Source organism: Streptomyces sp. DH12, from assembly GCF_020873895.1.
GTDB lineage: Bacteria > Actinomycetota > Actinomycetes > Streptomycetales > Streptomycetaceae > Streptomyces.
Window position 1 is genome coordinate 117,620 of sequence record NZ_JAHWGT010000005.1, and the last position, 22,046, is coordinate 139,665.

The window sequence follows — 22,046 nt, forward strand, 5'->3', positions numbered from 1 at the left end:
GGACCCGGGTCGGATCCCGCTGCCTGGCCGTGGGCCGTGCCGAGGCCGGCAGCGCTTCGGGGTCGTGGGTGCGGGCCTTGACCACGACGCCGATGACCCCCGCGTTCGGACGGGCCCGCATTCCGACAGGCGGGGACGAGCGGACGGACCTCGTCGTAGGCTTCGCCCAGCACGGGACACGGTGGTGGGGGGCGGGGCGCATGACGGCTGGTACGGCTTCGGGGTGGACTTCGGTCCTCGACTCGGTCGTGGTGTACGCGCACGGCGCGGTCTGCCGCCGTCTGGCACGTGGCAGTGTGCCGCCGGACGGCCGGGTGCGGGTGACCGGACTGCCGCGCGCCCTGGACCCGGGCTCGCTGCGGGCCCGGGTGGTGGACGCTTCCGGAGCGCGCGTCACCGAGGCCCGGGTGGAGGTCCACGCCGAACCGTCCCACCCCGCCACCGGTACCGGTACGGGGACGCCCGAGGCCCTGCGGCGGGAGGTGGAGCGGCTGCGTGACGCGTATACGGCCGCGCGCGGGCGCCGGGACCGGCAGGCGGGCCTGATCGAGGAGGTCGCGGCTCTGCGCCCGGTACCGCCGGCCCGCAGGCGCGACGACCCCCATCGGCGGACCCCGGTCGACGCCTGGCTGGAGCTCGCCGACTTCGTGGACGAGCGGCTGACCCGACTGCACACCGGACTCGCCGAGTCGGAGGAGGACCTGCGCCGCGTCGAGCACGAACTCGGCGTCGCCGAGGACCGCCTCGCACGCGCCTCCACCGACGCGCCGGACGCGCACGTGGACACCACCGTCCAGGCGCTGCTCACCCTCACCCACCCCACCGGCCCGCCCCCCGCCGACGCGGACACCGACGCCGAAGCCACCCACTGCGAGGTGGAGGTGGAGGTGGAGGTGGAGTACGGCGTGCCCGGAGCCGTCTGGGTGCCGACGTACCGCCTCGCGTACCGCCAGGGCGACAGCGACGGCCTCCTGCTGCTGCGGGCGGCCGTCGCCCAGCGCACCGGAGAGGACTGGACCGGCGTGCGCGTCGCCCTGGCCACCGCCGACCTGCGGCGCGGCACCGACCTGCCGCGGCTCCGCTCGATCCGCGTCGGACGCCGCCAGCCGGCTCCCGCGCCGTCCGGCTGGCGCGAACCGCCGGCCGGGCTCGCCGACCTGTTCGCCGGGTACGACGCGGTGGGCCCGCGCCCTGCCGCGGTGAGCGCCGCCGTACCAGGCGCCGCCGAGGCGGGCGCGGCGGCGAGGCGTTCGGCGACCACCGGCGTGGTGACCACGGGGCCGTTCGCCGCGGCCGTCCCCGCTCCCGCGACCTCGACCGCCGGCCCCGCGCCCGGCCCGCCGCCGCCTCCGGCGCCGCAGGGGTACGGCGCGCCGCCCGCCGCCTTCGCGATGCCCGCCGGGGCCGTGCCGCAGCCCTTCGCCGGCGCGGCCCCGACCCCCGCCCCCGCGGCCCGCAGCGGGCCCGGCCCGGACGTCAGGCCGCGCACCGGCGGCAGGACGCCCGCGGCCCCCGGCGCTCCCGGATGGGCCGCGCCGCCCCCGCCCCCCGCCCCGGCGGCGGGGCCGCCCCGGCCGAGCGGTGCCGAACTCGACTACGCCGCGCTCGTCCTGTGCGGCCCCGACGAGCAGCCGAACCGCCGCGGGCGGCTGTTCCCCGACCCGACCCCCGACCCGGTGGCGGCCGAGTACCGCCGCCGCGCCGAAGCGGTCTGCGCACTGCCGCTCCCCGGCCACGCCGTGCGGCCCCGAGAATCGGCGGGCTCCTTCGACCACCGCTACGACTGCGCCGCCCGAGCCGAAGTCCCCTCCGACGGCACCTGGCACACCGTCACCGTCGGGGAGATCCCCGTGGGCCTGCGCACCGAGTACCTGTGCGTGCCGTCCGTGGAACCCACCGTGTACGCGACGCTGGTCCTCTCCAACGCCACCGACCAGGCCCTGCTGGCCGGCCCGGTGGACGTCACCCTCGACGACGAGTTCCTGCTCACCGCGGCGCTGCCCACGCTCGCCCCCGGCGGCGTCCGGCGTCTGGGGCTCGGCCCCGCCCAGGGCGTCCGGGTCACCCGCACGGCCCACCTCCACGAGTCGACGCCCCGCCTGCGCGGCAACACCACCGTGCTCGACCACCGCGTCCGCGTGGAGCTGGCCAACAACCTCCCGAGGCCCGTCACCGTCGAGGTCCGCGAACGCGTACCCGTCACCTCCGATCCGGACGTCCGGATCGAGGAGCGGGCCGACTGGACCGCGCCCGACGACGGCACGGGGCCCGACCGCCACGCCCCGGGCACCCGCGTTCGGCGGGTGGACCTCCCCGCGGGCGGCACCGCCGCCCTCGACGGCGGCTACGAGATCCGCATCCCGGCCGGCAAGGCCCTGGTCGGCGGCAACCGCAGGAGCTGACCCACCATGTCCCCATCCACGGGCACCGAACCGATCCCCCTCCCCGTCACCGCCGTGACCTGCCTGGAGGACCGCGCCCACGTCGAGCGCGCCGCCGTTGTGGACCTGCGCGCCGGGGTCCAGCGGCTGCGCCTCGGACCGGTCGCCGCGCCGGTCGTCGACCGCACCCTCCACGCCGAGCTGACCGCCGACCGGCCCGCGACCGTGCTCGACGTACGGATCGTCCGCACCTGGACGCCGCGCGGGCCGGTGCCGACCGCCGCCGACGACTCCGCCCTGCGCCTGCGCGAGCACACCCTGGGGGAGGAGCGGCGCGAGCTGGAGCGCGGGCGCGACCGGCTGCACGCCCGTCTCGACGCGCTCGGCGGCCTCGCCGCCGACCTCCTGCGGGACATCCGCGAAGGCGCGGGCGCCGGCGAGACCGACACGGCGCGCTGGAACCGCGAACTGGACCGGGTGGACGGCGAACGCGCCTCGTACGCCGAGCGGCTGCGCACGACGGACGCCCGGCTGACCGTCCTCGACGCCGAACTCGACGCCGTCCGCCAGGCCATGGCGCGCTCCGAGGAGGGCCCCGCGGAACTCGTCGGCCACATCGAGCTGACCGTGGACGCCGAGGCCGCGGGACCGGCCGCGCTGCGCCTGACCCACCTCACCCCGTGCGCGCTGTGGCGGCCGGCCTACCGGGCCGTGCTCGACGGCGACACCCTGACGCTGGAGACCGACGCGATGGTCTGGCAGCGCACCGGCGAGGACTGGTCCGACGTACGGCTGACCCTGTCGACGGCCCGCTCGGCGCTCGCCACCGATCCGCCGCCGCTGACGGAGGACCGGCTGACGCTCACCGACCGACCCGCCGCGGCGCGCCGCACGGTCGACGTCGAGCTGCGCGAGGAGGAGGTCGGAGACCTCGGCCCGACGCCGGTACTCGGGCTGCCGGGCGTGGACGACGGCGGCCGGACACGGGTGCTGCAGGCGCCGGCGCCGGTCTCCGTACGCGCGGACGGGCGGGCCCACCGGGTGCCGCTCTCCTCCTTCACCACGGCGGCGAGCAGCGAGTACGCCTGCTCACCGGAGTTGTCGCCGCTGGTCACGCGCCTGGTGAGGTGCGAGAACCGGTCCGGGCACGCGCTCCTCGCCGGGCCCGTGGACCTGGTCCGGGGCAGCGGGTCGAGCGGCCGCGGCACGCTCGGCTTCACCGCGCCGGGCGCCCCCGTCGAGCTGGCCTTCGGCAGCTGCGACGACCACCGGGTGGTCCGGCACACCGAGGAGTCCCGCGACACCGCCGGCCTCACCCAGCGGACCGTGGTCACCCGTTCGGTGCGCCTGCACCTGTCCCGGTTCTCCGCCCCCGGCGAGCAGGGCGACCGGGTGGTCGTCGTGCGGGAGCGCGTCCCGGTCTCCGAGGTGGCGGCGGTGGAGGTCCGGTTGCGGGGCGAGGCGTGCTCACCGCCACCCGACGAGGTCGACGCCGACGGCATCGTCCGCTGGGACGTCGCCCTCCCGCCCGGCGGGCGACGCACGGTCACCCTGGTGTACGAGCTGTCGGCGAGCGCCAAGGTCACCGGGGTCTGAGCCGGCCCCGCGCGGCACGCCCCGGAGCCGGGGCCGTGGCCCGCCGCCCGATCAGAGGTAGTCGCCCACCAGGGGAACGGTGGTGAGGCGGCGCCCGGTCGTGTAGTCGCGGCGGGGGCGGGTGACCGGGCGGGCCGGGTGGTCGAAGGAGTGGCGGCGCCGCCGGCGCCTCGCCGCCGGGCGGTCCTTTGGCTGTCGCTGTCGCCGGGACCGGCCGCCCGCCGTCTCCGCCGGCCGCGGTGCCGCACCGGCCGCGGCGCCCTCGCCCCACAGGGCGTCCTGGTGCCAGCTGAGACGGATGGCGGTCTGCCCGTCGAGCCGCGCCGGCGGCGCCTCGGACAGTTTCCGCTCCGCGGCCCGCAGCCGCGCCACGGCTGATGACGTCACACACACCCCTCCCACGGCGGTCCACCCGAGATCCGCCTTCCCCCTGTGCCGCCCCTGACGCCGGTGTGCGCGCACCCGGCCCGGGCGGGCCCGGCACGACGGTACCCCGGTCCGCTTCGGCGCCGGCCGGAAGGACCCTCTACCGGTGGGGAGCCCCGAACCACCGCGGCCCGGCCGGGGCGTGCCGCCCTGGCGGGGTGACGCGCCACCCTGCGCTCAGGTCCGGGTCCGGGTTCCGGTTCCGGCCCCCGCTCCCGTTCACGGGCCGGTGAGCGTGAAGTCGACCGGCCCGTAGGGGCGTCCGTTGACCTGGAGCTCCACCCGGTGGAGGCCGGGGTGGTACCTGCGGGTGCTGAGGGGGCGGAAGGAGTGGCGGCGCAGACCGGTCCGGCGTTCCTGCGGCGCCAGGCTGCGGGTGGTCAGCTTGAAGACCTTGCGGGTGAGGGTCCCGTCGGCCTTCCGGTGGTGGATGACGTAGTCGATGGCCAGGTCGGCCGTGCGCGGGCCGGTGTTGCTGACCTCGTAGCCGAAGACGAGGTGGTCCCCGCTCCGTACCCGCGGCGTGTGGACGTCGGGGCCGGTGACGTGGAGCGAGGCGTCCGGGTCGTGGCCGAGGAGGCGCAGGGCCTCCGGGTGACCGGCCTTGACGAGCGTGCGCAGGCCGTGCCGCGCCACGGCCGGTGTGGTGGCGGCGGGAACGGCGAGCCAGCGGGCGGCGGTGGCGACGGCGATGGCCGGGTGGTCGCGGCCGATGTCGTTGAGGTGGTTGGCGACGGACCGCCGGACGTACTCGGACGGGTCGCGGTGCAGCGCGTCCAGGACGGGCAGGGCGGGGGAGGGGTCGGTGACGAGTTCGGGCAGCCGGGGCGCCCAGGGCAGGCGCGGTCGCGTGCCCTCGCTCGCCAGGCGGCGCACGTGCGGATCGGGGTGGTCGGCCCACCGCCGGATCGTCGCCAGTGCCCGGGCGAGGTCGTGACGGAGGAAGGGCCGTACCGCGGACTCCGCCGTGAGGAGCGGGGTCAGTTCCGCGAGGAGGTCCAGGGCGGGCTCGAACACGCCCTCGGCGAGCGCGCGTGCGGCGACCGCCTCGCAGACGGGGTAGGTCATCCACCCGGTGAAGCGGGGCTGCCGCAGAGCCGCGCGGACGACGGCGGCGAAGCGCGGCTAGTCGTCCGGCAGGTCGGCCAGTACCGCCTGTCGCACCGCGGCGACGCGCCCGCTGAACGACAGGCCGTCCAGGCGGGCGCCGGCCTCGCGGAGCGAGGCGGCCGGTGGGGCGCCGGCCGCCGCCATGACGTCGGCCAGTGCTCCGATGGTGCGCGCGTCGAGCAGTTCCTCGGCCGTGGGCACGGCGCCCCCTCTCGTGGATTCCTGCCGTCAGTCTGCTGCACCGGGCCCCACGGGGGGTGGCGCGCCCCCACCCGGCCAGGCCGCTCCGCCCTGCGCCGTACGTCAGCCGTGGACCTCGCCTCCGCCTCCACGTCCCGCTCGGCCCCGCCGTCCACGGCGCGGCAGCGGCGCTGCACCGACCGGGCGGCGCCCGGCGCGTCCTCGCGGCCCTGCGCGCCGCCGACGGCGACCGCGGCGCGCTGCGCGACGCCCCCGTCCCCGTCACGCCGGTGGTCGGCGCGACCGACCCCCTGACCGGCCCGTCCCCCCACCCCGCCCGCACGGTTCCTCACCCACACGCGGCGGCCCGGCCCCCCGTGACCGGGCCGCCGCCGTCTCACTCCCGGGCGGCCACGGCCTCGATCAGTGAGAACGGCGCCGCGTCCGCGAGGGGGGTGACGGACGGGACGACCAGGCCCGCGCGGCGGCACACGTCCTCGAAGTCCTTGCGGGTGCGCTCCCTGCCCCCCACGTTCACCAGCATGTTCAGATCGCTGAGGTAGGTGGTCCCGCCGTCGGTGACCTCCGCCGCGGAACCGGAGTCGACGACTTCGGGCAGTACGGGCTCCACGATCAGGACGAGCCCGTCGGGGGGCAGCACCGACCGGCAGTGGCCGAGGATCGTCACGACCTGGCCGTCCGTCCAGTCGTGCAGGACGCTCTTCACCACGTACACGTCGGAGCCCGCGGGCACCGCGCGGAAGAAGTCCCCCGAGACCAGGGAGCAGCGGTCGCTCACCCCGTGCCGCTCCAGTGTCCCCGCGGCCTCGGCCAGGCCCTGCGCCGTGTCGAAGACGACACCGGTGAGGCCGGGGTGGGCGCCGAGCAGGCCGGCCAGGAGCGTGCCGTCCCCGCCGCCGACGTCCGTGATCCTGCCGAACCGGCTGAAGTCGAACGCGCCCGGCAGCGCGGCGGCGGTCTGCGCCGCGGCCTGGCTCATCGCCGCGTTGAACTCCGCCGACAGCTCCGGGTACCGGGCGAGATGACTGAAGAAGTCGGTGCCGAAGACCCCGTCGAACGCGACCTCGCCGGTACGGACGCTGTCGTCCAGGTGCTCCCAGGCCCGGACGATGGCCGGCTCGGTGAACATCCGCACGAACGAGGTGAGCGAGTCGGGGTGGCCGGGGTCGAGGAGGGCGCCGGACGCGGTCACCGAGAACGAGTCCCCCGCGCGTTCCTCCAGCAGACCGAGGGTGGTCAGGGCGCGCAGCAGCCGTCTCATGGGCTGGGTCGCGGTGCCCGCCCCGGCGGCGACCTCGGCGGCCCGGCGGGGGGAGGCGCCGATCAGCTCCACCACCCTCAGCCGCACGGCCGCGCGGAGCGTCTGGGCCGCCATGCTCCCGAACGCGAGCCGGACGATCCCCTCGGGGTCGGCGACGCGGGGCGCCACGGGTGATCCGGTGTCCGTCACTGGTTCTTCCCTTTCCTTCGTGTGGTGGTGCGTACGTGCGGGGGCCGGCGCGGGCGCTCGTGCCCGCCGCCCGGCCTCGGTCACTCGGCTCCACGGTGGTGCCGTGGACGCGGGGGTGATCAGTCGGTGGACGTGGCCCTGCCCGCCAGGGCGCGCGGCGTGCACCCGGCGAGGGCCAGGACGTCGCGGTGGAGGTGGGACTGGTCGGCGTACCCGCAGGCCGGGGCGACCTCGCCGGGGGTGCCGCCCGCGCCGCGTGGTCGAAGCGGATCAGCATGGCGGCACGCTTCGGGGTGAGGCCGACCTGGGCGGTGAAGCGGGACCACAGCCGCTTGCGGCTCCATCCGCAGGACGCCGCGAGTTCACCGACCCGTACGCGGCCCCGGCGGGCCACGATGGCCTCCCAGACGGCGGCGACCTCCGGCGACATGGGCGGCGCCCCGGCGGAGCGCTCCGCGAGGAACGCGTCGGTCAGCGCGAGGCGTTCCCGCCACGTCGTGGCGTCGGTCAACCGCTCGCGCAGTCGCGCCTCCTGCCGCCCCCACAGGTCACCGAGGCAGGCGAGCGACCCGCTCAGCTCTCGTGGGGGGACGCCCAGAACCGCGTGGGCGGCCCGCGGGGAGAGGCGTAACTCGACACACTCGACGCGTTCACCGCGGATGCGGACCGCACCGGGGGACAGCGGGGCGAGGATGCTCCGCATGGGCCGGTGCCCCGTGGCGCTCTCCACCGCGAACGGCTCGTCCCCGAGGCCGATGACGACGATCACGGCGGGCTGGGGGAGGACGCGCAGGTCGAACCCGGCGGCGGCGCGGTCGCGGAAGCCGGCCATCCGGACGCCGTCGAGCGACGCGCCGGCGGGCGGGCGGGCGACCTCCCATCCCTCTTCCGTACGGCGGTCCGTCGGTCCGTGCGGCGGCCCTGAGTCGTGACTGTGCATGCCCTCACGGTCGCCTACTCCAAGCGCCGTGTCTTGGACGGAAGTTCCCTGCGGACGATCGTCCCCGCCGCGGCGCCACGGGGGAGCGGGAGCGGTGGCCGACGGCGCCGGGGCGGGCTCAGCAGAACGACCCGCCGGGCAGTACCGGGCCGACGGGCGGCGCGGGCACGATGAGCAGTTCGCAGTCCTCGCCGGCCGCGACGAGCCGGCCGGTCGGCCGCGGGGTGTGGGGCGCGCGGACCCGGTCGTCCCCTCCACCCTGGATGTTCGCCCTGGACGTGCAGCAGCCCGCCGCGAGGCCACGTCGCAGGTGCGCGCCGCGGCCGAAGGGGAGGGCCGGGGGGGTCCGGAGGTGACAAACACGATCGAACGGGTACCTGCGGCCGGGTACGACAACGCACCATCGCGGGAGGTACCCATGGGCAAGTTCGGAGACATGGCGAAGAAGGCCAAGGAGATGGCGAAGGGCCACCCCGACCAGGCCGACAAGGGAGTCGCCGGCGCCGAACGGGCGATCGACGAGCGTACGGGCAACAAGTACGACGCCCAGACCGACAAGGGCGCCGACGCGGTACGCCGCTCCTACGGGAGCGACGGCACGGTCGGCCGCTGACCCTCACACCGACTCCGCCGGCTCCCCGGTACCGACGACACCGGGGAGCCGGCCGTACGCGGTCGCCCTGACGCCCCTTGCGGGCGGCGGCTACTCCGGCAGGACGACCTCCGCCCAGGTCAGGTCCGCCGAGTCCTCCAACGTGTACGTCACCGTGTACGGCGTCCGCTTCAGCGCCGCGCGGACCGCCGCGGCCCGGCCGGGGTCGCCCGGCATCGCCACCAGGCTGAGCGTCGGGCCCCGCGGCCCCGCCTGCACGCCGAGCACCAGCTCCTCAGGGGCGTCCCGGTCCACGAGGGCGGCGGTCAGCACGGCCCTCAGCAGCCCCACCCGGGCAGGGGTGACGACCGGCGGCGAATCGTCGTCGACCTGGGCGTGGACCGTCACCTCGCAACCCGCCTCCCGGGCCCGACCGACCAGGTCCCGCAGCGGGCCGTCGAACACGCCCGGCAGGTGCAGTTCGTCGCGGACGGACTGGGCCAGCCGGTCCGCCCGGGCCCGGACGGCGGCCGAGTCGGGCCCGTCACCGCCGCCGCCGGAGTGGTCGTCGGCGACCGCACGGAGGAAGGGCACGATCTGCTCGTCGATCTCCCGCAGCCGACGGCGGTGCTGCTCGCCCCTCGCCCGCGCGGCGGACTCGGCGGCGACGACGACCATGCGGTGCTCGTGGGCGTCCAGTACCGCCCCGCCCAACGTGACCAGAGTGCGCCGGATGACGAGCCCCATCACCACCCCCGTCGCCGGGGAGAGCATCGAAGGGAGCACCATGGCGACCGAGCCGGCAGCCGAACCGGCGACCGGCGGGTGCAGGGAGGCCAGGACGGCGATGCCGACCTCCTCGCACACCAGGGCGAGCATCACGTGGCGGACCGGGCGCACGATGACGAGCAGGGTCAGCAGCGGCGTCACCGCGCCGATCGGCCACGAACGGTAGTCCGTGATGGCCTCCGGGGGGATCACCAGCAGGCAGCTCACCGCACCGGCGACCGCGACGACCAGCAGGGGGACGGCCACCCGCCCGCTGATCCGGCGGTCGGCCCGGAAGAGAAGCCCGCAGGTGGCGGCTGCCAGGGCGAGGTACCACAGGAGGTGCCCCAGAAGCGTCGGCGTCCCCCGGGCCTGCACGGCTCCGACGACGGCCATGACCCCCAGGTGCGGCAGGCACACCGCCGCCAGCGCGCCGCGCACGTCCCCCACCGCGGCGCGCAGCGTCTCCGCCTGGCCGCGTGGACGCCGCGGCGCGCCGCCGGGCGCGTCCGGCACGGCGTTCCAGCGGAGGGTCACCGTCGTGCCGTGCCCGGGCCGGCTGCGTACGTCGGCCGTGCCGCCGACGTCGGTCATCCGCCGGCCGATGGAGTCACGCAGGCCCAGCGCGGTCCGGCGCACCTGGGACGGGACGAACCCGCGGCCGTCGTCCGCCACGGTCAGTTCCAGGCCGCGGTGGTCCCCGCTCAAGCGGACCGCTACGTGCGCGGCGCCGGCGTACCGCACGTTGCGCAACGCCTCCACGGCGGCTCCCGCGCACGCGGCGGCCACCTCGTGGGGTACCGGCAGCGCCGCTGCGAAGTCCGTCGTCAGGCGAGGCCGGGGGAAGCCGACCACGGAGGTCGCCACCAGCCCGGCCAGCAGCGGCACGAGGTCGGTGACCGCGCCGCCCACCGGCTCACCGCCGCCCGCCCTGCCTGCCCCGCCCCCGCGGCCCGCCCGGCCTGCCCCGGCTGCCCCGGCTGCGCCTGCCGCCCCGGCAGCCCCGGCCGTCAGCGCGGCCACCGCGCGGCGGGCCTCGGCGCGCCGCTCCTCGGCGGGTACGCCGCTCATGCCCGCCACGCGCAGTGCCGACCCGACGTCGTCGTGCAGCAGTCGCTGGAAGTCGCGCCGGCCCCGCCGGGCTGCCCGCTCCCGCGCGGCGGCCTCGCTGATGTCCTCGTCCCCGCGCATGGCCGCGTCCGCGCGGTCCCCGGCGGCACGCAGCACGGGGGCCAGGACCGCGGCGGCGACGCCCGCGGCGAACGCCGGCCAGACCTCCTCCAGAGCGGCCCCCGCGCCGTGCCGCCACTCGGAGGCCACCTGCGCGGCGAGCGCGATGACCGCCGCCGCCCGGCCCCGGGCCGGAGGCAGGTACGCCACCGCGACGAGAACGGCCGTGGTCGTCACCATGCAGCGCAGGCCCACCACCAGCTCGGCGGACCGGTGCGTGGCGTAGGCAGTGTGCACCACCACGGCCACGGCCACGGCGGACAGGGCGTCGACCGGACCGATGCGGACGAAGGCACCCCGGTAGGCCCACACCGTCGCGGACGCGGCGAACAGCACCGCGACCGCCACCGGCAGCGGGTGCCGGTCGTCCGGGACGGCCAGCGAGACAGCCACGAGCCACCACGCGAGCCCGAACAGCAGGGAGAGCCCGGCGAAGGAGCGGCGGAAGGCGGTCTCCACCCCCGCTCGATGGGTACCGCGCCGGGTCACCCGTCGGCACCCGGGGACGGAGCACCGGGCTCAGCGGTGCCGGTGCCGTCGCCTTCCGCGCGGTCGGCGACGGTGGCGGGGCCGTCACCGGTCGGATCCAGGTCGATGTGGCCGTCCACCAACGAGCGGTACAGCAGTTCGGAGGCGCTGGCCAGCCGGGTCTCCGGGATCTTGGCGAACGCCTCGATCGCCCGCCGCCGGTAGGTTCTGACGGTCTCCTCGCTCATGTACAGGCGGCGGGCGATCACCGCGGGCTTCAACCCCCGGGCCAGCAGCTCCACCACTTCCAGCTGTCGCGCGCTCAGCCGCACCCTGCCGCGCGGGTCGTGGACGATCTGGTGGGCCAGCCGGCTGGACACGTACGCCTCCCCCGCGTGTGCCGCGCGGATCGCCTCGGCGAGCTGGGCGTCCGGGTCCTCCTTCAACACCAGGCCGAGCGCCCCCGCTTCGATGCCCCGACGCACCACCACGGGGCGGTGCTCGCGGCTGAACAGCATGACCCGCGGTCCCCAGGCGCGCAGGCGGGTGACGTTGGCGGCGACGTCGCTGCCGTCGTTCAGCTCGATGTCCAGCAGGACGACCGAGGGTGACGCCGTCACCCGGGAGGGCAGTGCGGTGACGCTCCCGGCACTGCCCACCCATTCGATCTCGGGTGCCGAGCCGGCGAGGCACGCCCGGATGCCGTGCAGGATCACCGGATGGTCGTCGACCGCCGCCAGGCGCGGTCCGGTCGCGGCGCCGCCGCCGGTGCGCGATGACCGTGTGTCCTCCATACCGTCCCCCTCCTCGCGGCCCGCCGGCCGCCCGGCCGGACCCGGCCGGGCCCGGCGCGGACCAGGTCTACCATCCGCCGCCGCCCGGCGTCTGTCCCCGCCCACGGGGACAGACAGGCGGACGGCCCGGGCGTCAAGGTGGGCGAACCGGCGCCCCACGGCGGCCGTTCGCCACGACGGCCGGGACGGGGAGCCGACGACACAGGGCACCACCACCACATCGGGAGGACGTCATGGGCAGGTTCAGCAAGCGGGTCGGGAGCTTCGACTCGCCGCACTCGGTCGAGGACACGCTGCAGGTCCTCTTCAACGGCGTGGCCGAGCAGCTCAGCACCCCCTCGCCGACCGTGTCGGCGCCCGGGGTGGAAGCCGCGATCTACCTGAGCCGCTTCGACACCAGCGGCATCACGGTGACCGCCGGCAACAAGATCGAGACCTACTTCGCCTTCTCCGTCGACCTCACGCCCACCGCCGGCGGATGCACCGGCGAGGCGTACTTCGACCGGCGGATGGGAGCGATCAGCCGCTGGATGGGCAACGCCATCGGGCTGACGGGCGGCCTGTCGCTGGTGTTCCAGCGGTGCAGCGTGCGCACCCGCGGCTGGACCATCGCCTGACACGCCAGGAGGAGGAGACATGAGCCAGATCAGGTGCAGGTGCGGTCAGCAGCTGGAACGGTGCTGCTCCCGGGGGTGCGGCCGCTGCACCTCGGGGCAGCGGTGCCCGCGCCACGGCAAGGACTGGGCCGTCACGACAGGCGGTGGCCTGTTCAGCGCGGGACGGTCGGGCAGCGGCGCCACGTGCCGCAAGGACCGGGTACCGGTCGTCAACTGCCCCCACTGCCGGGGGCAGCGGGGCAGGACGTGCAACACCTGCGGCGGCACCGGCCAGACCTGCCCGCACCACGGCCGCTTCTGGACGTGACCCCCGGCGAGCCGGGCGAGCGCGGCGCGGTGCGGCCCGTCCCGGGCCGCACCGCGCCACCGACCGGACCTGCCACCTGCCCCGCGCCGCGGCGGAACGGCCGGTGAGCCGAACGCCCGCGTCCCGAGCGCGGGCGCGGTGGGGGAGGGGCGCCCGGCGGGCCGGCGGCAGGGCGTGTCCCGGCCCGCTGTGAGGCGTTGTCGGTATGGCGCCGCCCCTCACCCGAACTTCGGCCCCGGCCGAGGGCGGCGCCGCGCAGCCCGGACCACCCGCGCCCCGCCGAGCCGCGGGGGCGTCCACCACCACCTCACAGGGACACCCGCGTATGAGCACCGCCACCGACAGCGCCCGCCCAACCGATCACGCCCGAGTGCGGGAGGCCGCCGCGCGACTCGTACCCGCCCACAGCGAGTACCCGAACCCCAACCGCGCCTGGTACGCGCTGGTCGGCACCAACCTCTACTACGTCCGGGACCTGCTGCGGGAAGCCTTCGGCGGCACGCCGCCCGACGTCGAGACCTGCCGCAGGCGCCTGGACGAGCTGGGCTTCCCGGTGTTCGCGCTCGGCTACGGCGAACTGCTGACCGACGGCCACCCGGCCCACCGCTAGGGGGTGTTCGTCGATCATGCCGGGCTCGCGGCGGGGGCCGCCGCGGGCTCAGGCGGGTGGCAGCGGGCCGAGGTCGCCGTCGATGACGGTGCGGACGATCGGTGGGCGGCCCCACAGGGCCAGGATCTCGTTGGAGAGGTCCACGAGCCGCCCGTGGTCGGGCAGGCCGTGCGTGGTGATGTCAGCCGCCGCGAGGCCGCGCGGGACGGCCCCCGCGTCCAGGAGCGCCCGCCACTCGTCCGGCCCGACTTCCAGATACTCCAACCCGGTGAGCAGGCCGATCTGCCGAGGGTCGGCCAGAGTGCCCGGGTAGGCCGTGAGGGTCCGCAGGCGGGGCAGGCCGACCACGGGGGTGAGGTCGACCGGCGGTCCGTCCCACACCCCGATGGAAAGGACCTCCAGCTCCGGATGGGCGGCGGCCTCCACGCTCCGCAGATGTGCCACGTTGACGTGGGCCACGGCCGGCCCCTCGCCCCGCCCGTACCGCCGGCCCCGCGGCCTGACGCCGTGTACCAGGTCGGTGAGCGAGTCGGCGACCGGCTCGGCGCCGATGTACGCCTCGTGGCTCAGCAGCACGATCTGGCCGGTCCGGCCCGCCGGGCCCGGGGTCAGGTCGACGGCGAGCCGGTCGCCACCGCCGTTGTCGCCGAACACGATCCAGCCGGGCGAGCCGACGAGGTGCTGGACGGCGGCGTCGGGCGGTGTGACGGCCGCCTCGCAGGCGGCGAACCGCCACGGGGCCGGCCGGGACGCGGCGTCGGCCACGTACACGTCGTCCAGGGGGAGGAGTTCGCAGCCGACGGCCTCGTACACCGCGTCGCCCGTCCCCGCGTCCCCCGCCCAGTCCTCCCACCGGCCCCGCACGACCCGGTACAGGGCCGTCAACTCGTCGGGGAGCGTCCGTCCCAGACGTGCTTCGGCGGCGGCGATCTCCTCGTCGCCGGCCCCCACGGCGCCGGGCAGCCGTTCCCGCAGCCGCCGCGTCAACGCCGCCGGGTCCGCCGACCGGGCCGGCCGCGCGTCCGGAGCCGGGTCGGGCAGCCGCCGCCAGGGCTCGGGGACGGCGCCCTCGACCAGCAGCAGCGCTCCGCCGCCCGACACTCCGTGCTCCACGGCGGGGCTGGGGCCCGCCACCCGCAGCCGCGTCCGCCGCGAGGGGGCGACACGCGCGGAGAACGTCACGGACTCGGCGCCGGCCGCCACGAGGGCGTCCCGCACGGTCTCGATCGCCGCCTGCTCGGCAGCGGAGGCCCGCCCACGCGGCCGGACCCCGGACGACGACCTCCAGCCGTCCCGCCCCACGGCGCCGGCGAGGCGCACGGTGCCGTCCTCGCCCCCCGCGCGCGCCCCGTCCGCCCACAGGCGCAACAGCGGCGCCCACGTCTCGAAGGAGTTCAGGGCATGCGGGGACGGGGCGGGGGCCGGCTCGCTCATGCGGCGACCCTAATCCCGTCCCGGCCCCCTTCACCCACCGGGCCCCGACCGAGTCCCACCGGGCCCCGACCGAGTCCCGCCCGCCGCGCCCGCCGGACTGCCGCCCCGCCCGCGGACTGCCGGTGCGCCCACCGAACGCCGGCTCGGCGCCGGGTGCTCCAGCCGTGACGCCGGCCGACCCGTGACGATCCGTGAGGAAGAGTGGGGCCATGTCCACGTACGAGACGATGTCGCTCCACCTGGAGACCGAGCGGCTGACACTGCGGCCCTGGGCCGAGTCGGACGCCGACGACCTCCGCGCCCTCCACTCCGAGCGCGGCAACGGGACACCCACGGTCGAGCACGCCCGGGCGCTCATCGCGAAGCAGCTCACGGCGACGGCGGCCACGGGAATCGCCCTCCTGCCCGTCCAGCGCCGTGGCGAGGGCGACTTCATCGGCTACTGCGGCCTGACCGTCGGCCGCGCCGCCCTGCGGGAGCCTGGGATCGCGTACGAGCTGTTCCGGCGCGCGCACGGGCGCGGCCACGCCGCCGAAGCGGCCCACGCGGTACTCGCCGCCGCTGCCGCGACCGGGCGGACGCGGCTCTGGGCGACCGTCGGCACAGGGAACACCCCTTCGTTCCGCGTCCTCGCGAAGCCGGGCTTCGAGCGGCGTCACGTGGCCGTGGACGATCGCGGCGAGCACGTATGGCTCACACGCTCGTTGCCGTGACGCGGCGCCGCGCCGCGCCGGGCCGCGTGCTCGATGACAGCCGGCGCCCGGGAACCGCGCGGTCATACGGAACGCCGGTTCCGGCGCCGGGGGTCGACGCGAGGGGTCCCGGGCCGCACGGCGACCCAACGGTGCCGGGCCCCTCCTCTTACCACCTTCGCCTGTGTGATTCTTTCCGGGTACACAAAGGGGGGCGGGGGAGAACCGGTGTCCCCCTGACCACGAGGGAAGAGGGGGACATGGACCCGATCACCACGCCACGCAGACGGCGTTCGCGGCCCGCGTTGTTCGCGGCCACGGCGCTCACCGTGGCCCTGAGCGTGTTCGGCACGACCGCAGCCGGGGCTGCCCCGGCACGGACCGGCTCCGACCAGCCGGCGCCGAGCGGCCGTGCCCAGGTCGTCGAAGCATGGCAGAAGGGGGGTCCGGCGACCCGGCTCGCCGCCGAGCAGGCGCTCGTCGGCACGGACGCCGACATCCGGGAGTTCCTGGACACGGCGATGCGCGTCGCGGCCGAGGAGGACGACCGCCTGACGGCCCTGCGGATGCTCAACACCGCGGGCCCCGGCGTGCGCGAGGCCGCGCAGCAGGCGCTGAGCGGGACGCCCACCGCGCTGCGGGCGTTCCTGGAGTCGGGCATCCCCGGCCCCCTCCAGCACGACCAGCGCGCCGAGGTCCTGCGCGTCATGAACACCGGTGACCGCGCCGTGCGCACCGCCGGGCAGGCCGCTCTCGACGCGGGTACGCCCGAGGCGCTCGGCGCCTTCCTCAACACCGGGCAGCACAAGGCCCGCGAGGAGGACGAGCGGTTCCGCACCATCCAGATCATGAACGCCGGCGGCCCCCTCGTCCGGCAGGCCGCCGGCGAGGCGCTGTCGGGCAGCGCCGCCGACATCCGGGAGTTCCTGGACAACGGGCAGCACGCCGCCCGCGCGCGCGACCAGGAGAGCATGACGGTCGCCCAGCTCGCCGAGGTGGCCGCCGAGGCGAGCAAGCGCGCCAAGCGGGAGACCGACCTGGCGAAGGCCGCCTCCAGCAAGGCCCAGGCCGCGGCGGAGGAGGCACGCAAGGCCGCCGTGCGCGCAGCCGAGGAGACCGCCGCAGCCAAGGACGACGCCAAGAAGGCCAGCCGGGCAGCGGGCCGCGCCGCCGAGGCCGCGCAAGGCGCCGCGCAGGCCGCCCGTACCGCGATCGGCGCGGCCAACCAGGCCACCTCGGCCGCCCGCATCGCGGCGAACGCGGCCACGGCCGCCGCCTCCGCCGCGGCCGCCGCCGGCCAGGCCGCCTCCCGCGCCTACCACTCGGCGAGCGCCGCGGTGAAGGACGCGGGACAGGCCGCAGCCGCCCGTCAGGCCGCGCAGGACGCCCGTACGGCGGCCGCCGGCGCGCGTACCGCGGCGGGCGCCGTCCTGAAGGCGATCGAGGCGATCGGCCAGGCGGTCAACTCCGCCCGCGCCGCGGCCAGCGCCGGCGCCAACGCCGCTGCCGCCGCCGCTGCCGCCGCCGAGGCGGGGACGCACTCGGCGACGGCGGGCGCCGAGGCCCGCCGGGCCGCCGCCGCCGCGGCCGAGGCCCGCCGCGCCGCCTCCATCGCGAACAGCGCCGCCAACCGCGCCGAGTCGCTGGCCGCCCAGGCCGCCGTCGCGGCGCAGGAGGCGCGCACCGCCGCCGACAACGCCGCCAGGCACGCCGACGCCGCCGCCGCGGCGGCCGAGGACGCCGCCGCTCACGCCGGCCAGGCCGCCGACTGGGCCAACAAGGCCACCGCCCACGCCAACGCGTCCCTCACCGCCGCCAAGGAGGCGAGGTCCGCCGCCGACCAGGCCCGCAAGACGGAGGCGCTGGCCCGCGAGACGGAGGCCGCGGAGCTGGCCGCCGACAAGGACCAGGCCGTACAGACCGCGGAGGACCTGAAGAAGAAGTACGAGGCCCAGCAGGCGCAGGTCGCCTGGGACGAGGCCGAGGCCGCCCGGCGCGACGCGGAGACCAAGCAGCTCCTCGCCGACGCCGCCGCGCCGTCGACCGAGCCCGCCGCCGCCCTGGCCAAGGCCCGCAAGGCGGCGCTGAACCTGGCCGCAGACAGCGGCCCGTGGACCGGGAAGGCCGCGGAGGAGGCGCTCGCGGGCAGCGACGCCGCCGTCATGACGTGGGTACGGACGGGCCGCCAGGTCGCGGAGGAGCAGGACGACCGCGCGCGGGTGACCCACCTTCTGCTGACCGGGAACGAGGCCATGAAGGCGGCCGCCGAGACCGCGCTCGCCGGGGACCACGCACGCGTCAAGGAGTTCCTGGAGACCGGCCAGCACACCGTCATGGCCGACGACTACCGGGTGCGGACCCTGGAGATCATGCGGACCGGCGGTCCCGCCGTACGGCGCGAGGGCAGCGCCGCGATCGACTCGGGAACCACCGAGGCCCTGCGCGACTTCATCAAGACCGGCCAGCACAGGGCCCGCGAGGAGGACGACCGCGCGGAAACGCTGCGGATCATGAACGGCGGCGGCGCCCACACCAAGGCCGCCGCGGAGATCGCGCTCGCCGGCCCGCCGCCGCTGCTGCGCACCTTCGTCCAGTTCGCGCAGCACAAGGCCGCCAAGAAGGACTACGACACCGCCATGCACGTGGCGTCCGTCCGGCGCCTGGTCGCCGACGCGGCGCTGTCCGCCGCCAAGGCCGAGCAGCAGGCCGCGGAGGGCGCGAAGGCCGCGGCGGACGCACGCGGTGCCGCCGAGGCGGCGGCGGGCTACGCCCGACAGGCCAAGGCCGCCTCGGACGCGGCCCAGGTGTACGCCGCCGACGCCGCCCGGTCCGCCGAGCAGGCCGAGGCGTCCGCCAAGCAGGCGGCCGAGTCCGCCCGGCAGGCCAGGGCCGCCGCCGACCGGGCGAACGACGCCGCGGCCGCGGCCGGACGCTCCGCGAGCGAGGCGGCGGCCTCCGCCGTGCGGGCGGCGGCCTCCGCCGACTACGCCTACCAGCAGGCCGACCGTGCCGCGGCCGCCGCCATCGCCGCCGGCAAGGACGCCGCCGAGGCCGCGGCGGCGGCGTACGAGGCGGTCCTCATCGCCGTGGTGAAGCTCATCGAGGAAGCGAAGAAGGACGACGGCACGGAGATCGGCACCGGCGAGCAGGACTACCCCGGCGAGGGCGAGGACCTGACCGGTGAGGGCGGCCTGTCCGCCGCGGACAAGGCCACGCTGGTGCTCGACATCACCGGCATCTTCGACCCGTCGCCCGTCAGCGACGGCGCCTCGGGGCTGCTCAGCCTCTTCCGCGGCGACTTCGCGGGCGCGGGCCTGTCGGCCGCCGCGCTCATCCCGTACGCGGGCGACGCGCTCGCCAAGCCGGCGAAGTTCGCGAAGTACCTGGACAAGTTCGAGAACCTCGCCAAGCACGCCACCGACCTCGACTGGGTCGGCAAGGCCGCGCACAGCCTGAAGCACCTCTCGCCGAACCAGTGGCACGACGCGCTCACCAAGATGAACAAGCTGTCCGGTGACGCCGCGAAGATGTACCAGAACAAGCGGTACGTGCAGGCCGCCGACAAGTTCGGACTGCCCACCAACGGGCCGGTGCCGTTCGTCCCGCGCAAGGACTGGGACGTGAACCGCCCGCAGGTCAGGGGCGGCGGCTTCGAGGACAAGTACGGCAACATCTGGACCCGGGCCAAGGACGGCAAGGACGAGTGGGACGTCCAGATCCCGAAGGGCAAGGGCTTCGAGACGTTCGCGGGCAGCAAGAACCAGGGCAAGGACTACTCCCACGCGAACATCTCCAGGGACGGCAAGGTGACCCACTGATGTTGTTCAAGCCGACGGACGTCGTGGCCCGGGTGTTCCTCAACACCCGGGACGCGGCCACGGCGGACGCGTCCATGCGCGAGTGCCTGGACCTGGTGGCCGAGCTGGCGCCGGTGAGCGTCGCCTTCGAGCAGGCCGATCCGGCGGGGCTGCGCCACGGGTTCCTCGTGGAACTCATGGTGGTCCTGCCGCCGGCCCCGGCGGAGCGCCCCGACGAGGTGCTGCTCACCACGGTCCGGCCGCTGATCGGGCGGCTCGGTCTGGACGAGGCGCTGTTCGCGCTCGACGACCCGTCCGGCAGGACCGGCGGCATCCTCGTCCCCGAGCACCACCGGGACGAACGGCGCACGGCCTGCGGCGCGTACTGGATGCTCGCGGGCGTCGGCGTCGACCCGCTGACCGGCCAGGACACCGACGAGGCGGACTACGAGGGCGACGGCGACGACCTCTGACCCGTGTCCGTGCCGCTCCGGGCGGCGGGGCCACCCGGCCCCGCCGCCCGGAGCTCTTCTCTTCGTGGGGGAGGCTCACGGACAGCGGTGTCAGTGGTGCGTGATGGGATGGCCGCACTCTGCCGTCGTTCCACCGGGAGGCCCCTGTGACGCCCTCGTACCCGTCCCTGACCCGCGCGCTGGCCGAGATCCTGGTCGATGTCCTGCACTTCGTCGACGGCAGCGATGACGAGCAGATGGACCAGGACGACGCGGTCAAGGTCATGGAGGGTGTCGCCTACGTGATCAGCGCGTTGCCGAGCGATCAGCGACAGGAGCTGACCGAACTGGTCGGGGTCATGGCGGACGCCGAGTGCGACCCGGCTCGCCGCGAGTTCCTGCAAGAGTTCCCGGAGACCTTCGGGCTGATGGACGACGAGTTCTGAGCGGGCTTCCCGGGGGAGCAGGACCGCGCTCGCGGGGGAGTCCACAGCCGGCGCGGCCGACGCGGTGTGGGTGCTCGACGTCATGTACGAGCACGGGCGTGCCCCGGCCGACGTGTCGTACCACGAGGACCGCCCGTCCCGTCCGGCGGACGTGACCATCCTGCCCCGCGCCTCTTCACGGGCATCGGCCTCTACCCCGGCGGTGCCACCACCGGGGGAGGACCGGGCCCCGCGCCCGCCTTCCGTGCCCCGGCCGGCGAGGGACGGCTGCGCTGGGCCCATCCCGCCCGGTGGGCCGGCGACCCGGCCGTGCCCGACGGCCCGCTGCCCTCCCGCCATCGCTTTCCCTCAGCCGGGACGGACGGCCGCCGCCCGCCGGATGCGCTCCCGCCGACGCCCTCCGGAGGTCAGCCCTGCTCCTGGGCGTACTGGGCCGCGTACCAGCCGGAGTCGACGGCGGGGTTGCGAAGGGCCCCCCAGAAGCGGTCGTCGGGTATCGGTGGCAGTGGCGGGTCGCCCAGGTCAGCGTGCAGGTCCGCACGCCAGTCGACAGTGAGGCGGCTGCGGATCCCCGCGCTCTCGTACACGGATCGGTAGGGGGAGCCCCAGATCCCGTGGGCCATCTTCTCCGCGGCCCATCTGCGATGGTCGTCGCGGTGGCTCTTCGCCTGCACCAGCACCTTGCGCAGGCGCAGGACCAGCGGGTGGGTCTGTTCCGGTCGTGGCGGGGCTTCGCCGCGATCCCACGCGTCCAGGGCCGACCGGATCTCCGGGTACGTGTGCAGGCCCGTTTCGACGGCCAGTCTGCGCAGCTGCTTCCGCGCGGCCTCAGCCACCCGCTCACGCGGCAGGACCGCGAGCAGCGCACCGAGTTCCTCGAATTCGTCCAGGAGGCTCGCGTGGAGGAGGTCGGTGGGGCCGCAGGACAGATCCAGCTCCGGCAGCTGCTCGTCGGGTCCGGGAAGGGGTTCGTCGGCGCTGCCCCATTCCGGGCGGGCAGGGCGGGCCCACTCCCACAGCAGCCGGCCGTTGAAGGTGACGGCGCCCGAGTCCCGGCCGCGCTCGAGCTGGTCGGCCAACTCTGTCAGATACCCGCCCAGGGAGTCGGCGTGCCCGAAACCGGTACCGGTCTCGTCGAAGAACCGTCCGACCGCACCGAAGGAGTCCCGCCCAGGGCGACAGTCGACCACGAGACCGTCGGAGGTCGCCCCATGGGAACCGAACTTCACGAAGCCGTGGTGCCAGTAGGACTCGGCGTCCTCCTCGTCGCGGTCTTCGGCGACGTGGCGCATGAACCTGGTGTCCTCGACGATCCCACCCACTCCGAGCAGCCGATCGTGCGTACGGAACAGGAAGGTCTCCGCGCCGTCCACTGCCCCGTTGTGCCGGAGCAGTGACGCGACCAGGTCGGGAGGGAAGGTGACGCCCAGTTCCTCCTGCGCTGCCGCTATCTCCTCGTGCGCCGCGGGCGGCCCGAGCGTCGCGAAGGTGCGAGGTGCATGCTCGCGCAGCCACTCGTCGATACGGTTCCAGGCATCCTGGACCAGGTCTTCTGTCATGAGGCCGACCTTAAGGACGGACACTGACAGCCTGATCACCGCCCACCCGCGCCGCCCATCTGCCCCGCCCGTCAGCTGCGCCACCCGCCGCCGACTCGGGTGCTCACTGTCCGAGGTGAAACGCCCGGTCCCACCCGGTGACGGCAAGCCGCCCGGTGACAGCCGCCGTGCTCCGG

18 protein-coding genes are annotated in these 22,046 nt (G+C 76.0%); 10 read left to right on the top strand and 8 right to left on the bottom strand.

Annotated features, from left to right (window positions below):
* Positions 1 to 200: 200 nt before the first annotated feature.
* Positions 201 to 2,402 carry a DUF4139 domain-containing protein gene (locus tag LPA54_RS06245; RefSeq protein WP_228974599.1) on the top strand — a complete coding sequence of 734 codons (2,202 nt, stop codon included), beginning with the start codon at positions 201 to 203 and terminating at the stop codon, positions 2,400 to 2,402.
* A 6-nt stretch (positions 2,403 to 2,408) separates the two neighbouring features.
* Positions 2,409 to 3,977 carry a mucoidy inhibitor MuiA family protein gene (locus LPA54_RS06250; protein ID WP_228974601.1) on the top strand — a complete coding sequence of 523 codons (1,569 nt, stop codon included), beginning with the start codon at positions 2,409 to 2,411 and terminating at the stop codon, positions 3,975 to 3,977.
* A 51-nt stretch (positions 3,978 to 4,028) separates the two neighbouring features.
* On the opposite strand, the gene LPA54_RS06255 is transcribed toward LPA54_RS06250, so the two are convergent.
* The 4 genes from LPA54_RS06255 to LPA54_RS06265 all read right to left on the bottom strand — a co-directional run bounded on the left by LPA54_RS06255 (position 4,029) and on the right by LPA54_RS06265 (position 7,089).
* On the bottom strand, positions 4,029 to 4,364 hold the full coding sequence (locus tag LPA54_RS06255; protein WP_228974602.1) for a hypothetical protein: 336 nt from the start codon (positions 4,362 to 4,364) through the stop codon (positions 4,029 to 4,031).
* 258 nt (positions 4,365 to 4,622) lie between these two features.
* Positions 4,623 to 5,471 carry a DNA alkylation repair protein gene (locus LPA54_RS06260; RefSeq protein ID WP_306806462.1) on the bottom strand — a complete coding sequence of 283 codons (849 nt, stop codon included), beginning with the start codon at positions 5,469 to 5,471 and terminating at the stop codon, positions 4,623 to 4,625.
* A 57-nt stretch (positions 5,472 to 5,528) separates the two neighbouring features.
* Positions 5,529 to 5,714 carry a hypothetical protein gene (locus LPA54_RS42605; RefSeq protein ID WP_306806463.1) on the bottom strand — a complete coding sequence of 62 codons (186 nt, stop codon included), beginning with the start codon at positions 5,712 to 5,714 and terminating at the stop codon, positions 5,529 to 5,531.
* Between the two features lie 376 nt (positions 5,715 to 6,090).
* Positions 6,091 to 7,089, bottom strand: a complete 999-nt coding sequence (locus tag LPA54_RS06265; protein ID WP_228974808.1) for an acetylserotonin O-methyltransferase — start codon at positions 7,087 to 7,089, stop codon at positions 6,091 to 6,093.
* A gap of 1,433 nt (positions 7,090 to 8,522) precedes the next feature.
* Between LPA54_RS06265 and LPA54_RS06275 the strand changes: the two genes are divergently transcribed.
* Entirely contained in the window at positions 8,523 to 8,717 is a 195-nt protein-coding gene (locus LPA54_RS06275) for an antitoxin (RefSeq protein WP_228974604.1), read from the top strand.
* 90 nt (positions 8,718 to 8,807) lie between these two features.
* Here the strand turns inward: LPA54_RS06275 and LPA54_RS06280 are convergent, their stop codons facing one another.
* Together LPA54_RS06280 and LPA54_RS06285 are read right to left on the bottom strand one after the other, a co-directional pair.
* Positions 8,808 to 11,153, bottom strand: coding sequence for a sensor histidine kinase (locus LPA54_RS06280; RefSeq protein ID WP_228974606.1), 2,346 nt, complete (start codon positions 11,151 to 11,153; stop codon positions 8,808 to 8,810).
* A 26-nt stretch (positions 11,154 to 11,179) separates the two neighbouring features.
* On the bottom strand, positions 11,180 to 11,956 hold the full coding sequence (locus LPA54_RS06285) for a response regulator (protein WP_228974608.1): 777 nt from the start codon (positions 11,954 to 11,956) through the stop codon (positions 11,180 to 11,182).
* Between the two features lie 233 nt (positions 11,957 to 12,189).
* Between LPA54_RS06285 and LPA54_RS06290 the strand changes: the two genes are divergently transcribed.
* The 3 genes from LPA54_RS06290 to LPA54_RS06300 all read left to right on the top strand — a co-directional run bounded on the left by LPA54_RS06290 (position 12,190) and on the right by LPA54_RS06300 (position 13,490).
* Positions 12,190 to 12,573: a hypothetical protein gene (locus LPA54_RS06290; RefSeq protein WP_228974610.1), complete on the top strand. Its 384-nt coding sequence runs from the start codon at positions 12,190 to 12,192 to the stop codon at positions 12,571 to 12,573.
* Positions 12,574 to 12,592: 19 nt separating this feature from the next.
* Entirely contained in the window at positions 12,593 to 12,880 is a 288-nt protein-coding gene (locus tag LPA54_RS06295; RefSeq protein ID WP_228974612.1) for a hypothetical protein, read from the top strand.
* Positions 12,881 to 13,205: 325 nt separating this feature from the next.
* Entirely contained in the window at positions 13,206 to 13,490 is a 285-nt protein-coding gene (locus LPA54_RS06300) for a hypothetical protein (RefSeq protein ID WP_228974614.1), read from the top strand.
* Between the two features lie 48 nt (positions 13,491 to 13,538).
* Here the strand turns inward: LPA54_RS06300 and LPA54_RS06305 are convergent, their stop codons facing one another.
* On the bottom strand, positions 13,539 to 14,924 hold the full coding sequence (locus LPA54_RS06305) for an SMI1/KNR4 family protein (protein WP_228974616.1): 1,386 nt from the start codon (positions 14,922 to 14,924) through the stop codon (positions 13,539 to 13,541).
* 209 nt (positions 14,925 to 15,133) lie between these two features.
* Here LPA54_RS06305 and LPA54_RS06310 point away from each other — a divergent pair, with 209 nt between their 5' ends.
* From LPA54_RS06310 to LPA54_RS06325, 4 genes are all read left to right on the top strand, one after another.
* Positions 15,134 to 15,637: a GNAT family N-acetyltransferase gene (locus LPA54_RS06310; RefSeq protein ID WP_228974617.1), complete on the top strand. Its 504-nt coding sequence runs from the start codon at positions 15,134 to 15,136 to the stop codon at positions 15,635 to 15,637.
* Between the two features lie 239 nt (positions 15,638 to 15,876).
* Positions 15,877 to 19,434, top strand: coding sequence for a polymorphic toxin type 17 domain-containing protein (locus tag LPA54_RS06315; protein ID WP_228974619.1), 3,558 nt, complete (start codon positions 15,877 to 15,879; stop codon positions 19,432 to 19,434).
* Positions 19,434 to 19,886: a hypothetical protein gene (locus LPA54_RS06320; RefSeq protein WP_228974621.1), complete on the top strand. Its 453-nt coding sequence runs from the start codon at positions 19,434 to 19,436 to the stop codon at positions 19,884 to 19,886. Before LPA54_RS06315 ends, LPA54_RS06320 begins: the two co-directional genes overlap by 1 nt.
* Before the next feature lie 146 nt (positions 19,887 to 20,032).
* Entirely contained in the window at positions 20,033 to 20,311 is a 279-nt protein-coding gene (locus LPA54_RS06325) for a hypothetical protein (protein WP_228974623.1), read from the top strand.
* A 407-nt stretch (positions 20,312 to 20,718) separates the two neighbouring features.
* On the opposite strand, the gene LPA54_RS06330 is transcribed toward LPA54_RS06325, so the two are convergent.
* Positions 20,719 to 21,870, bottom strand: a complete 1,152-nt coding sequence (locus LPA54_RS06330; RefSeq protein ID WP_228974625.1) for an SMI1/KNR4 family protein — start codon at positions 21,868 to 21,870, stop codon at positions 20,719 to 20,721.
* Between the last annotated feature and the right edge of the window lie 176 nt (positions 21,871 to 22,046).

Excerpts from the sequence above, each read along its gene's own strand:
- LPA54_RS06245 (WP_228974599.1), top strand. The coding sequence starts at position 201 with ATGACGGCTGGTACGGCTTCGGGGTGGACTTCGGTCCTCGACTCGGTC.
- LPA54_RS06250 (WP_228974601.1), top strand. The coding sequence starts at position 2,409 with ATGTCCCCATCCACGGGCACCGAACCGATCCCCCTCCCCGTCACCGCC.
- LPA54_RS06260 (WP_306806462.1), bottom strand. The coding sequence starts at position 5,471 with ATGACCTACCCCGTCTGCGAGGCGGTCGCCGCACGCGCGCTCGCCGAG.
- LPA54_RS06265 (WP_228974808.1), bottom strand. The coding sequence starts at position 7,089 with ATGGCGGCCCAGACGCTCCGCGCGGCCGTGCGGCTGAGGGTGGTGGAG.
- LPA54_RS06275 (WP_228974604.1), top strand. The coding sequence starts at position 8,523 with ATGGGCAAGTTCGGAGACATGGCGAAGAAGGCCAAGGAGATGGCGAAG.
- LPA54_RS06285 (WP_228974608.1), bottom strand. The coding sequence starts at position 11,956 with ATGGAGGACACACGGTCATCGCGCACCGGCGGCGGCGCCGCGACCGGA.
- LPA54_RS06290 (WP_228974610.1), top strand. The coding sequence starts at position 12,190 with ATGGGCAGGTTCAGCAAGCGGGTCGGGAGCTTCGACTCGCCGCACTCG.
- LPA54_RS06295 (WP_228974612.1), top strand. The coding sequence starts at position 12,593 with ATGAGCCAGATCAGGTGCAGGTGCGGTCAGCAGCTGGAACGGTGCTGC.
- LPA54_RS06300 (WP_228974614.1), top strand. The coding sequence starts at position 13,206 with ATGAGCACCGCCACCGACAGCGCCCGCCCAACCGATCACGCCCGAGTG.
- LPA54_RS06305 (WP_228974616.1), bottom strand. The coding sequence starts at position 14,924 with ATGAGCGAGCCGGCCCCCGCCCCGTCCCCGCATGCCCTGAACTCCTTC.
- LPA54_RS06310 (WP_228974617.1), top strand. The coding sequence starts at position 15,134 with ATGTCCACGTACGAGACGATGTCGCTCCACCTGGAGACCGAGCGGCTG.
- LPA54_RS06315 (WP_228974619.1), top strand. The coding sequence starts at position 15,877 with ATGGACCCGATCACCACGCCACGCAGACGGCGTTCGCGGCCCGCGTTG.
- LPA54_RS06320 (WP_228974621.1), top strand. The coding sequence starts at position 19,434 with ATGTTGTTCAAGCCGACGGACGTCGTGGCCCGGGTGTTCCTCAACACC.
- LPA54_RS06330 (WP_228974625.1), bottom strand. The coding sequence starts at position 21,870 with ATGACAGAAGACCTGGTCCAGGATGCCTGGAACCGTATCGACGAGTGG.